The organism is Thiobacillus denitrificans (genome assembly GCF_001530125.1).
Taxonomy (GTDB): Bacteria; Pseudomonadota; Gammaproteobacteria; order Burkholderiales; family Thiobacillaceae; genus Thiobacillus; species Thiobacillus denitrificans_C.
Map to the genome: position 1 here is coordinate 1 of NZ_LDUG01000018.1, position 11707 is coordinate 11707.

The 11707-nt window shown below is 65.8% G+C and carries 11 protein-coding genes and 2 riboswitches; all 11 genes read right to left on the bottom strand.

Features of this window, described 5'->3' with window-relative positions; translation table 11 throughout:
• Positions 1–305: 305 nt before the first annotated feature.
• A complete protein-coding gene (locus tag ABW22_RS05335; RefSeq protein WP_059752838.1) occupies positions 306–851 on the bottom strand; it encodes a phosphatase PAP2 family protein in 546 nt (181 codons plus the stop codon).
• Positions 852–864: 13 nt separating this feature from the next.
• On the bottom strand, positions 865–2097 hold the full coding sequence (locus tag ABW22_RS05340) for a glycosyltransferase family 4 protein (RefSeq protein ID WP_059753664.1): 1233 nt from the start codon (positions 2095–2097) through the stop codon (positions 865–867).
• 66 nt (positions 2098–2163) lie between these two features.
• Positions 2164–3672: a FimV family protein gene (locus ABW22_RS05345; protein ID WP_082708545.1), complete on the bottom strand. Its 1509-nt coding sequence runs from the start codon at positions 3670–3672 to the stop codon at positions 2164–2166.
• A 94-nt stretch (positions 3673–3766) separates the two neighbouring features.
• Positions 3767–4144 carry a diacylglycerol kinase gene (locus tag ABW22_RS05350; protein ID WP_059752840.1) on the bottom strand — a complete coding sequence of 126 codons (378 nt, stop codon included), beginning with the start codon at positions 4142–4144 and terminating at the stop codon, positions 3767–3769.
• Positions 4141–5592, bottom strand: coding sequence for an aminomethyl-transferring glycine dehydrogenase subunit GcvPB (gene gcvPB / locus ABW22_RS05355; protein WP_059752843.1), 1452 nt, complete (start codon positions 5590–5592; stop codon positions 4141–4143). Before gcvPB ends, ABW22_RS05350 begins: the two co-directional genes overlap by 4 nt.
• A gap of 109 nt (positions 5593–5701) precedes the next feature.
• Positions 5702–6193 (bottom strand): thiol peroxidase, encoded by a 492-nt coding sequence (gene tpx / locus ABW22_RS05360; protein ID WP_059752846.1) that lies wholly within the window; start codon positions 6191–6193, stop codon positions 5702–5704.
• 113 nt (positions 6194–6306) lie between these two features.
• Positions 6307–7698, bottom strand: coding sequence for an aminomethyl-transferring glycine dehydrogenase subunit GcvPA (gene gcvPA / locus ABW22_RS05365; RefSeq protein WP_059752848.1), 1392 nt, complete (start codon positions 7696–7698; stop codon positions 6307–6309).
• Positions 7699–7818: 120 nt separating this feature from the next.
• Entirely contained in the window at positions 7819–8208 is a 390-nt protein-coding gene (gene gcvH, locus ABW22_RS05370; protein ID WP_059752851.1) for a glycine cleavage system protein GcvH, read from the bottom strand.
• A 120-nt stretch (positions 8209–8328) separates the two neighbouring features.
• Positions 8329–9423, bottom strand: coding sequence for a glycine cleavage system aminomethyltransferase GcvT (gene gcvT, locus ABW22_RS05375; protein ID WP_059752854.1), 1095 nt, complete (start codon positions 9421–9423; stop codon positions 8329–8331).
• A 40-nt stretch (positions 9424–9463) separates the two neighbouring features.
• A riboswitch (glycine riboswitch) is annotated at positions 9464–9575 on the bottom strand.
• A gap of 21 nt (positions 9576–9596) precedes the next feature.
• Positions 9597–9686, bottom strand: a riboswitch (glycine riboswitch).
• Between the two features lie 47 nt (positions 9687–9733).
• Complete coding sequence (locus ABW22_RS05380; protein ID WP_059752858.1) at positions 9734–10762, bottom strand: zinc-ribbon and DUF3426 domain-containing protein; 1029 nt, start codon at positions 10760–10762, stop codon at positions 9734–9736.
• A complete protein-coding gene (gene prmA, locus ABW22_RS05385) occupies positions 10759–11649 on the bottom strand; it encodes a 50S ribosomal protein L11 methyltransferase (protein ID WP_059752861.1) in 891 nt (296 codons plus the stop codon). The genes ABW22_RS05380 and prmA overlap by 4 nt, the downstream gene beginning before the upstream one ends.
• Between the last annotated feature and the right edge of the window lie 58 nt (positions 11650–11707).

The window sequence follows — 11707 nt, forward strand, 5'->3', positions numbered from 1 at the left end:
GCACAGAGGCACAGAGGCACAGAGGCACAGAGGCACAGAGGCACAGAGGCACAGAGGCACAGAGGCACAGAGGCACAGAGGCACAGAGGCACAGAGGCACAGAGGCACAGAGGCACAGAGGCACAGAGGCACAGAGGCACAGAGGCACAGAGGAAAAACAGGACATCGAGGCAGGCTGTGCGATCACCTGTCGGATCAAGCTGGATTTAACCCGACCCAACCCACGGGTTTTTCTGTGTTCCAAGGGATACCGTCCCTTCGGGACATATCTCTGTGCCTCTGTGGTGAAAGTTTTTAGTATGCCTTCACAAGGCCAGTGCCAGCGCGGCAACCGTCCCGCCCAGCAGCGCGCCCACCAGCACATCGCTCACGTAGTGCAGTCCCAGCACCAGGCGCGATAACGCGACCAGCGCGGTGAACGGCCATACCAGCCAGCCGAGCGCGGGGTAATAGGCGGTGGCGACGAGGCTGAACACCACGGCGTGCAGGGTGTGGCCGGAGGGGAAGCTGAAGCGGTCGAGCGGGGCGGTCAGGCAGCAGATCGTCGGGCAGGCCTGATAGGGGCGCGGGCGCTCGGTGGCGCCTTTCAGCCACTTGTAGATCAGCGTGCCGGCCAGGCCCGCCACGATCATGTGCAGCACCGCCGGCAGCGCCTCCTGGCCCTGCCAGGCGACCAGCGCCAGCATCAGCGCATACCAGAAGATGCCGTCGCCCGCGCGGCTGGCGAGCCGCAGCAGACCGACTTCCCAGCCGGGCAGGTGCACGCCGTTGAGGCGCGCAAGGAAGGCGTGTTCGCGTGCGGCCAGTCGATTGAGGCCGTGATGGGCGGCAAGACTCAGGTGGCGCTGCATGGTGGGCTCCTTATCAACCGGTGCGGGCGGCGGATGACCAGTCCAGCTGTTCGTCGGGCGCGGGCTGGGGCTGGGCGAGCCGCAGCAGCACCTGCTCGAAGCTGTCGATGATGGCGTCCCACGACAATTGCGCGGCGCGCACGGCGGCTGCGGTGCCGAGACGGCGCTGCAGTGCGGTGGCGGGGGCCAGCGCCACGGCCTGGGCGATGAACGCGGCCTCGTCCTCGGGCGGCGCCTTGAGGCCGTTTTCGCCGTGGCGGATGACTTCCTCGGCGGCGGCGCAGTCGTAGGCGACCACCGCGAGGCCGGAGGCCATGGCCTCGATGGTCACGTTGCCCCAGGTTTCGGTCAGGCTGGGAAACAGGAATACATCGGCGGAGGCGTAATGCGCCGCCAATGTCTCGCCGATCTGGGTGCCGCAGAAAATCGCATCCGGGCGCCTGGACTGCCAGCTGGCGCGCTCGGGGCCGTCGCCCACCAGCACCAGGCGGCTGGCGGGGTGCGTCTCGCGCATGGCATCGAAGGCGCGAAACACCAGCGCCAGATTCTTTTCGGCGGCCAGGCGCCCGACATACAGCGCTACCGTATCGTTCTCGCTCATGCCCCAGCGCGCACGCAGGGCCGGGTCGCGGCGGCCGGGATGAAACAGCTTGGTGTCGACCCCGCGGCCGATGATCTCGATGTTCTCGTAACCGTAGCCGAGTAGTTCGCGGCGGATGCCCTCGGTCGGCACCAGGGTGACGGCGGCCTTGTTATGAAATTTGCGCAGATAGGCGACGATGGCGCGGCGCAGCAGGCCGAAGCCGTAGTGGCTGCTGTAGCTGTGGAAATTGGTGTGGAAGTCGCTCGCCACCGGCAGGCGCAGCTTGTTGGCCGCCGCCAGCGCCGACCAGCCGAGCGGGCCTTCGGTGGCGATCTGCACCACGTCGGGACGCTGCTTCGTCCATAGCCGGGTCAGCGCGGCTTTCGCCGGCAGGCCCATCTTCAGGCCGTCGTAACGCGGCAAGGCGATGCCGCGCTGCAGATGTTCGCTGAGGGTTGCGGTGGGCTGGGGCTGGTCGTCCGCATGCTGGCGCGGCCGAATCAGCTGCACCTGGTGATTGCGGACCTGTAGGCCGTTGACCAGGCGGCCCAGCGTCATCGCCACGCCATTGACTTCGGGCGGATAGGTCTCGGTCACCATCGCAATGCGCAGCTGCGGGCGCATCGACGGCAGAGTCTGGCAGGTGAATTCGGCTGCATCCATGGCGCAGAGCATGCGCCCGGTATGCGACAAAAAAATGAAGCCGGGGTGACGGTTTGGTGAAGCCGCTCAGGCGGCGAGCGGCAGCGCGTCGCGCGCGATCTCCCGCAACAGCAGGATGTCGCGGTAGGCAGCCGGTTCGAAGCCCATCCGCGTGCCGCCGCGATCGTCGTAAATCAGGTCGTGGAAGAATGCGTTGATGTCCGGCGTGTTCCACACGTTCACCAGTTCTTCCAGCAGGTGTGGATAGGCTTCCAGCCCACGGCCGGCTTCGTTTTCTTGCGAAATTGGATGGCCCGTGAGGTTGATGTTGAAATAACGGCGGCACTCGGCGCTGGCGGCGGCATACGCTTCGGTGTTGCCTTCCCGGTGCAGCAGGTCGAGCAGCAGCAGCCACGGCACCGGCGATTCGGTCGGCGCTTCGCGCAGGTGTTCCTGCAGCAGATGGACCGCGAGATCGCCATGGCCGTGGGCCATGAACACTTCGGCCTGATCGAGGATGTCATCCTTGACCTCAGTGTCTTCACTGCGTGGCGGCTGGGCGATTTCCGGCATCCGCTGGGGGGCGGGCGGTTGTTCGGCCTGTGGCCCGGCGGTGATGTCGGACAGCGTCATCATCGCCGCATCCGGTGGTGTCCTTGGTGCGTTTTCCTGTATGGCGACCCGAGGCGAACGGCTGCGGCGCGGCAGCCAGGCGATCAGCGCGATGGCCGTGCCGAGCAAGCCGATGGCCAGCAGGTACAGGGGCCATTGCGCAGGCTGTTTGGGCGGCGGCGTGATTGCCGTGGGTGCCATGGCGCGCCGGGCCTCGAGTGCCGCATGGCGCTGCTGCAGCGCAGCCAGCTGGGCCTCCAGGTGCGCGAGCTTGCGGGCAAGCGCCGTGTTTTCGTCCGACAGTTCGGCGGCGGTCAGGCTTGCGGGGCGTGGGCGCGCCAAGTCCGGCAGACGGGTATCGAGGCGCAACGCAACGGGCGCATCGGCCACGCGGGGCGCGCTGCGCTTTCCGGACAGCACCAGTCGCGGCGTGGCATCGGTCTGTGGGCGTGGCGGTGCGGCAGCAGGCTGGCGCGCGCTGGCACCAGCCGGGCGTGAGGCGACAACCGGCGCAGGCCTGGCCTTGCGTGGGGGACGAGTGGTGCGTGGTGCAGGCGCTGCGATGACGGCTGCGGCCGTTTGGGTGGCGGCAGCGGGCACCTCCTGGCTGATGGCGGGCGTAACCTGCGCAGGCGGATCGAGCAGCACCACGTAGTCGCGCTGCAAGCGCGCCTCGCAGTCGGAAACCAGCACAAACTGCGCAATGGGGTCATTGATCGACTGGACGGTGCGGATATGCAGCAGGGTCTGGCCGCCCTCCCGCTGGAGGCTCAACTGCGCGCGCGGTGGCGGCGCGATGCCATCCGCGCTTGCATCGAGGCTGAAGCAAGCCGCCGTTGTTTCCGCCGAGGCGCCCAGCAGGGTGACGGTGGCGTGCAGCGGTTGACCCAGGTGCGATCGCACATTGATCTCGCCCAATCCGAGGGCTGCGGCGGAAACGGCATGACACAGACCGAGCAGGAGGAAGACGGGCTTGAGGTTCACGGGGGCACTGAAAAGAGAGATATCCCGCCTATTCCGGCCAAGAACGCCGCAACTTGAGGCCGCGGCGAAAATAGGGCACGGTTTTTGTTAGGCGTCAGCCCAGCAGCACCAGCCCCCAGACCACCGCGACGTTGACGAGCGCGATCATCACCGCCGCGCTGCCCATGTCCTTGGCGCGCTTGATGAGTTGGTGATGTTCCAGCGAAATGCGGTCGACCGCGGCCTCGACCGCCGAATTCAGCAGCTCGACGATCAGCACGCCCAGCACTGCGCCGACCATCAACGCGCGCTCGATACCCGTATCCCCCAGGACCAGCGCCAGCGGAATCAGCAGCAGCGCCAGATACACTTCCTGGCGGAACGCGTCCTCGTGCCTGAACGCGGCGCTGAGGCCGGCCCACGAGTAGCCCGCCGCGTTCAGCACGCGCTGCAGGCCGGTCTTGCCCTTGAACGGGCTGACGGGATCGCTCATGCCGTGGGCTTGTAGGCGAGATCGAGTTCGCGCGCGGCCCTGACGTCGTCCAGCCGCCGCACCGGCAGGCTGTAGGGCGCGCCCTTGACCAGATCGGGGCTGGTTTCGGCCTCGCGCTTGATCGTGATCATCGCCTCGACAAAGCCGTCGAGCGTCTCGCGACTCTCGGTCTCGGTCGGCTCGATCAACAGGCACTCGGGCACCAGCATCGGGAAGTAGGTGGTCGGCGCATGGAAACCGTAATCGAGCAGGCGCTTGGCGAAATCCATCGCGGAAACGCCTGTGGTGTCCTTCAGCTTTTTCAGGGTGACGATGAATTCGTGGCTGGCGCGGCGCTCGGGGAAGGCGAGATCGAACCCGGCCTCGCGCAGCCTGGCCATCAGGTAGTTGGCGTTGAGCGTGGCGTATTCGGCGACGCGGTGCATGCCCTCGCGGCCCAGCAGGCGCGCGTAGACATAGGCGCGCATCAGCACGCCGGCGTTGCCCATATTGGCCGACATGCGGCCGATCGACTGCGGCAGGTCGGCCTCGGTCGCCAGCCGGTAAAAACCGTTCTCGTTCAGTACCAGCGGAATCGGCATGAACGGCAGTAGTCGCTCGGCCACGCCCACCGGACCTGCGCCCGGTCCGCCGCCACCGTGCGGGGTGGAAAAGGTCTTGTGCAGGTTCATGTGGATGACGTCGAAGCCCATGTCGCCGGGGCGCACCTTGCCCAGAATCGCGTTGAGGTTGGCGCCGTCGTAATACAGCAGGCCGCCGGCGTCGTGCACAATCTTCTGGATGTCGGCGATGGTCTTCTCGAACACGCCGAGGGTCGACGGGTTGGTCAGCATCAGGCCGGCCGTCTGCGGGCCGACCGCGGCCCGGAGTGCTGCAAGGTCGATGCTGCCGCTCGCATCGGTTGGGATTTCCTTCACTGTGTAGCCGCACATCACCGCGCTCGCCGGGTTGGTGCCGTGCGCCGCGTCCGGCACGATCATCTCGCGGCGCGCGGTGTCGCCGCGCGCATCGTGGTAGGCGCGGATCATCGCCACGCCGGCGAATTCGCCGTGCGCCCCCGCCATCGGCGCCATCGATACGCCCGCCATCCCGGTGACGTCCTTCAGCATTTCCTGCAGCTCGAACATGCTGGTGAGGAAGCCCTGCCCGGTTTCGTCCGGGCTCGCTGGATGGCGCGCCAGGAACTGCGGCAGCATCGCCAACGAATTGCACGCGCGCGGGTTGTACTTCATGGTGCACGAACCGAGCGGGTAGAACTGCGTGTCGATCGAGAAGTTCTTCTGCGAAAGCCGCGTGTAGTGGCGCACCACGTCGAGCTCGGAGACTTCGGGCAAGGCAGGTGCGTCGCGGCGTCGCAGGTTCGCGGGCAGATCGTCGAGGCTGCCGCCGGCGGCGGGCAGTTGGGCGGTAGCGGTGCGGCCGGGGCGGGAGTGGTCGAATATCAGCATGGTTGTCAGGGGTCAGGATTCAGGATTCAGGGGCCAGGGAAAACCGGAATCGAAATGGCGCGGCGAAGCCGCTTCCACCCCTGACCCCTGAATCCTGACCCCTGAGCCCTCATTTTAGTGCAGCCAGCGCGGCGTCGTAATCCGGCTCCTGCTTGATCTCGGGAACGAGTTCGGCATGCAGCACCTTGTTGTTCTCGTCGAGCACCACCACGGCGCGCGCAGTGATGCCGGCAAGCGGGCCGCTGCTGATGGCGACGCCGTAGTTCTTCATGAATTCGGCGCCGCGCATGGTCGACAGCGTCACCACGTTGTTGGTGCCTTCGGCGCCGCAGAAGCGGCTCATCGCGAACGGCAGGTCGGCTGCGATGATCAGCACTACCGTGTTGCCGATGGCAGCGTCGTTGAATTTCTTCGTCGAAGTCGCGCACACCGGGGTGTCGAGACTGGGCACGATGTTGAGGATTTTCTTTTTGCCGGCGAAATCGGCCAGCGAGACATCAGCCAGATCCTTGTTGACCAGCTTGAAGTCGGGCGCGGTGTCGCCGACCTTGGGGAAGGTGCCTGCGACGTCGATGGGGGTGCCGCCGAGGGTGACTGCCATGTTCATTCTCCTAAAAATCCATTAACCACAGAGGCACAGAGACACAGAGGTATTCAAATCAAAGTCTTGCATGGCTTTTCTCTGTGCCTCTGTGTCTCTGTGGTGAAAGCGTGTCAGTTCTTGTACGCGCACGGCGGCGCCTCGCGCCGTTTCGACAGGATACGTTCCATGTGTTGCGCATAGTGGTCGAGGTCGGCCGCGGTCTTGGTTTCGGTGACGCACACCAGGATCGCATGCCCGAGCTCAGGATACCAGCCGGAAATATCCAGTCCGCCGAGGATGCCCTGGGCGCGCAGCGCGCGCAGCACGTCCCTGGCGTTGTCGTTCAGCTTTAGCACCACTTCGTGGAAATACGGTGAAGTGAACGCACGCGTCACGCCGGGGATCGCTGCCAGCTTTTCAGCCAGCGCCACGGTGCCGGCATGGCTGACGGATGCAACTTTCGCCAGCCCCTGCGGCCCCAGCAGCGCCATGTATTGCGTCGCAGCGGTGACCACCAGGCCCTGGTTGGTGCAGATGTTGGAAGTGGCCTTGGAGCGGCGGATGTGCTGCTCGCGCGCCTGCAGCGTCAGGGTGAAGCCCGGCTTGCCGTCGAGATCGACGGTGCGGCCGACGATGCGTCCCGGCATCTGCCGCACGAACGCCTGACGGCAGCACATGAAGCCGAAGTAGGGCCCGCCCGAGGCCATCGGCGCGCCTAGCGGCTGGCCTTCTCCCACCGCGATGTCGGCACCGCCGCCTTGATTAGAGCGGCTTCCCCACTGGCCGGGCGCTTCCAGCACCGCCAGCGTGGTGGGGTTGACCAACGCGATCGCCAGCGCGCCTTTGTCGTGCGCCCAGTCGGTCATGGCGTGCACGTCCTCCAGCACGCCGAAGAAGTTGGGCTGCGGGATCACCAGTCCGGCAAAGCTGCCGGGGTCGGCCGGCAGCACGGTGTGGCCGGTGGTCGGGTCGTAGGCGAGCTCGACCAGTTCGATGCCCTGGTTCTTTACCGTCGTATCGACCACGCGGCGGTAGATCGGGTGCACCGTCTTCGGCACCAGCACGCGGCGCGAAGTCTTGTGCGAGCGAACCGCCATCAGCACCGCTTCGGCCAGCGCCGAGGCGCCGTCGTACAAGGAGGCGTTCGACACGTCGAGCCCGGTCAGCCGGGTCATCATGGTCTGGTATTCGTAGATCAGCTGCAGCGTGCCCTGGCTCGCCTCCGCCTGGTAGGGCGTGTAGGCGGAATAGAACTCGCCGCGCGTGGTGATCTGCCAGATCGCCGCCGGGATGTGGTGCTCGTAGACGCCCGCGCCGATGAAGCTGGACCAGAAGCCGTCGGCCGACGCGCGTTCCTGCATCAGCCGCGCCACCGCCATTTCCGGCAATCCATCCGGCACATCTTTCAGTTTGCCGGTTTTCAGCGCGGGCGGGATTTCGTCGAACAGCTCTTCGATGCTGGCGGCGCCGATGGCGCCGAGCATGGCGGAGACGTCTTCTTCAGTGTGGGGAATGAAGGGCATTTTGCTTAGGGGTCAGGATTCAGGGATCAGGATTCAGGGGGAGGATTCAGTGCCCGGCTTCAGGTGCAGCGCGGCGTAGCCGCACATTCCCTGACCCCTGACCCCCGAATCCTGACCCCATTAATGCGCTTCCGACTCGACCAGTTTCTGGTACGCCGTGGCATCCAGCAGTCCGGCGACGTCGCCCGGATTGGCCGGCTTCAGCTTGAACATCCATGCACTGTAGGCGTCCTTGTTCACCGACTCGGGGCTGGCTTCGACTTCCGCATTGGCGGCGATCACTTCGCCGGCCACCGGGGCGTAGACGTCGGATGCGGCCTTCACCGATTCGACCACCGCGCATTCCTCGCCCTTGGCCAGCGTGCGGCCGGCGGCGGGGGTTTCGATGAACACCATGTCGCCCAGCAGATCCTGCGCGTGGTGGGTGATGCCCACGGTCAGCGTGCCGTCGGCTTCGACGCGCACCCATTCGTGGCTGGGGGTGTATTTGAGGTCAGCGGGGATGGTCATGTTGTGTATTCCTGGTCGAGTTGTATTCCAGGGGTCAGGGATCAGGATTCAGGATTCAGGGAATGAGCGGCTGCGCCGCGCTGTTTTCCCTGACCCCTGGCCCCTGAATCCTGATCCCTCCTAAATCAAAACCTTGCCGTTGCGCACGAACGGATATTTCACCACTTTGGCTTTCAGCTTCTTGTCGCGGATCTCGACCTCGACAATCTCGCCCGGCGCGATGCCGAGCGGGATGCGGGCGAGCGCGATGGATTGCTGCAGTGTAGGCGAGAAGGTGCCGGAGGTAATTTTGCCTCCGCCGTTTTTCGTGATGACTTTCTGGTGGCTACGCAAGACCCCTTTGTCGAGCAGCAAGAGGCCGGCGAGTTGCTGGGTGATTTCGCTCGATTCGAGCGCCTTGCGGCCGACGAAGTCGCGTTCAGTCTTCAGGTCCACCGTCCACGCCAGGCCCGATTCCAGCGGCGATGTGGTTTCGTCCATGTCCTGACCGTAGAGGTTCATGCCGGCTTCAAGGCGCAGGGTGTCGCGTGCGCCGAGGCCGATCGGCTTGCCGCCGGCTTCCATCAGCGCCCTCCAGAAGAAGGGCGCGGATTTCGCCAGCACCATTACCTCGAAGCCATCCTCGCCGGTGTAGCCGGTGCGGGCGATGAACATTTCGCCCATGGCGGCGGCGTTGAAGGGCTTGAGGTTCGCCGTGATGCTGTCGACGCCGGGCAGCGCCTCGTTCAGCGCCTGCGTTGCATTCGGCCCCTGAATGGCGATCATCGCGAGGTCGCGGCGTGGGGTGAGAGTGAGCCCCATGTCCCAGTCGGCGTTCATTTTTTCCATCCACGCGAGGTCCTTCTCCGCGGTGCCGGCGTTGACCACCAGGCGGAACCAGCCCTCGTCCATGAAGTAGATGATGAGGTCGTCGATGACGCCGCCGGCCTCGTTCAACATGCACGAATACAGTGCCTTGCCGGACACCTGCAGCTTGTCGACATTGTTGGCCACCAGCAGGCGCAGGAAGGCGCGCACGTTGGCGCCGCGGATGTCGAGCGGCAGCATGTGGGAGACGTCGAACAGGCCGCAGCCGGAACGCACGGTGTGGTGTTCCTCGATCTGCGAGCCGTAGTTGACCGGCATGTCCCAGCCGCCGAAATCAACCATCTTGGCGCCGAGTTCGCGATGGGTGGCGTTAAGCGGGGTTTGTTTGAGCGCTGCTTGATTCGTCATGGGGCAACCAAAAATAAAAAAAGGGTGAAGCGCGGATTCGCTTCACCCCTCTGTCCTTGGTACCTGAGAGATTACGGCGCGCTGGGTGATGAAGCCTGGGCCGCTGCCCCTTCGGTGGCGGCTTGAAAACCGCGCTCTCCAGAGTGTTCTTGGGGCGTGTTAACTCAACACGCCCTGGCGTTGCGGTCCTTGTTGCCTGAGCGATTCCGGGTGGGTTACGCCTTCGGCGGCATGCGGTGCATGCGCTCTCCCGCAACGGGAATGCGCACTATACCGAAGAAGCGTCAGGCCAGCCAGCCTGGGTGGCGACTTAATAGGTCAGCTGCAGATCGAAGCCCATGGGCGCCAGGTCGCGTACGGTCAGCGGCAGGCTCAGGGCCTGCTCGCTGCGCGGCGGCATGCCGGCGGCGATGCGCTGGGTGTCGCCGAGGTATTCGCTGGGGGCGAAGCTGCGGCGCGCCAGCGGGCGGTTGCGCTGGTCGGTCAGGGTCAGCACCAGCATCGGCCAGGCTTGGGCATGGTTGGCGCGATTGCCGAGGGTGAGGACGAGATTCAGGCGGCCGCTGGTTTCGGTCTGCAGGTCGGAGCCGACGATTTGCAGCAGCGCCAGATTTTTCGGCAGGGACAGCGTGCAGCCCAGCACGGCGCAGGCCTGCTCGAAGGCGGGGCGGGTCTGCGGCAGCCGGCTGACCAGGGTGTCGCGCAGGAAGTAGGCGGTCTGCGCCAGCAGCACCAGCAGCAACAGGACGCTGGCCACGCTCCACACCCAGGGGTTGACGCGACGCGGCGCGGACGGGATGCGCGCCGCGTCGCGTAGCGGGGCCGCATATTCGATGCGTGCCGTAGGCGGGGATGGCGCAGCGGGGGCGATGGGGGTGAAAGGGTACACGGGCGCGTCCGGCGCGCGGGGATACGCAGGCGCAGGGTAGAACTGCGGCAATGGGCCGGGGTCGTCCGGCACTGGAATATCCGGGTCGATGAGGATGATCGACGGCAGGTCGAGCGACACTTCGCGCTGGGCGATGCCGCGCGGCATGTCAGTGACTGCGGCGTCTTCTGCGTCAAGAACGGCCTCTGGCGTTTCCTCGGTCGTTGAGGGCTCAGGTTCGGTTGCCTCAAGTTCCGCAGGCGGCGCGATTTCAGGCGATGGCAGCACATCAATGGGCTCGGGTTCGGCCACCAGGGGAAGCGGCGAACCGTCTTCCATGAGCAGGCTCGGGCGCGCATCGAAGGCGGCCCCGCACACACTGCACTGCACCCAGCCTTGTGCGGCTTCGAACTGGTCCGCCCCGAGGCGGAACACACTGGCGCATTGCGGGCAGGTGGTGCGGTAGTTCACGCTTTGGTGCCCGCCAGGCGCACCCAGCCCTCGTCAATTTCCGGGGGATCGAATACAAACCAGTCGCGGTAGACCGCCATTACGTCTTCGGCCTGTTCGGCCAGGATGCCGGACAGCACCAGCCATCCGCCCGCGCGCACCCGGCCGGCGAGCAGCGGCGCCATGCCCTTGAGCGGATTGGTGAGGATGTTGGCGACGACGATATCGTACTGCCCCGGCGCGAGTTCGCCGGGCAGGCAAAAGTGCGCGGCCACGTCGTTCAGCGCGGCGTTGTCGTGCGAGGCGGTGACCGCCTGCGCGTCGATATCGACGCCGTCGACCCGCGCCGCGCCCAGCTTGGCGGCGGCGATGGCGAGGATGCCGGAGCCGCAGCCGTAATCCAGCAGCGTTTCACCGCCGGCGAGATGGTCATCGAGCCAGCGCAGGCACAGCCGCGTGGTGGGGTGGCTGCCGGTGCCGAAGGCGAGGCCGGGATCGAGCTTGAGGTTGATCGCGCGGCTGTCGGGCGCGGTGTGCCAGGTCGGCACGATCCACAGCCGCGGCGAGATCGGGATGGGATCGAACTGCGATTGGGTGAGCCGTACCCAGTCCTGCTCGGCCACGGTTTCGACTGTGTACTCGGCGGGAACAGGAACGCCCGCCAGTTTCGCCGCCGCCGCCAGCGTTTCAGCCACATCGGCGTGTTCATCCAGCAGCACCAGCGCGATGCTGTGGGGCCACAGTTCGGCAGACGGGTAATCCGGTTCGCCGAACAGCGGCGTTTCGTCCACCGTGCCGGCGTCGGCGTCCTCCAGCGACACCGACAGCGCGCCGGCTTCCATCAGCGCGTCGGACAGCAGTTCGGCCTGTTTGGAATCAACGAGAAGACGGACGGATTGCCAGGGCATATCAGGGGTCAGGGGTCAGGGGTCAGGGGTCAGGGGTCAGGGGTCAGGGGTCAGGGGT

Coding starts and splice junctions, on each gene's coding strand:
- tpx (WP_059752846.1), bottom strand. CDS start 6,193: ATGGCAGTCACCCTCGGCGGCACCCCCATCGACGTCGCAGGCACCTTC.
- prmA (WP_059752861.1), bottom strand. CDS start 11,649: ATGCCCTGGCAATCCGTCCGTCTTCTCGTTGATTCCAAACAGGCCGAA.
- gcvPA (WP_059752848.1), bottom strand. CDS start 7,698: ATGCCCTTCATTCCCCACACTGAAGAAGACGTCTCCGCCATGCTCGGC.
- ABW22_RS05350 (WP_059752840.1), bottom strand. CDS start 4,144: ATGAGCGATCCCGTCAGCCCGTTCAAGGGCAAGACCGGCCTGCAGCGC.
- gcvPB (WP_059752843.1), bottom strand. CDS start 5,592: ATGCTGATATTCGACCACTCCCGCCCCGGCCGCACCGCTACCGCCCAA.
- ABW22_RS05340 (WP_059753664.1), bottom strand. CDS start 2,097: ATGGATGCAGCCGAATTCACCTGCCAGACTCTGCCGTCGATGCGCCCG.
- ABW22_RS05335 (WP_059752838.1), bottom strand. CDS start 851: ATGCAGCGCCACCTGAGTCTTGCCGCCCATCACGGCCTCAATCGACTG.
- gcvH (WP_059752851.1), bottom strand. CDS start 8,208: ATGACCATCCCCGCTGACCTCAAATACACCCCCAGCCACGAATGGGTG.
- gcvT (WP_059752854.1), bottom strand. CDS start 9,423: ATGACGAATCAAGCAGCGCTCAAACAAACCCCGCTTAACGCCACCCAT.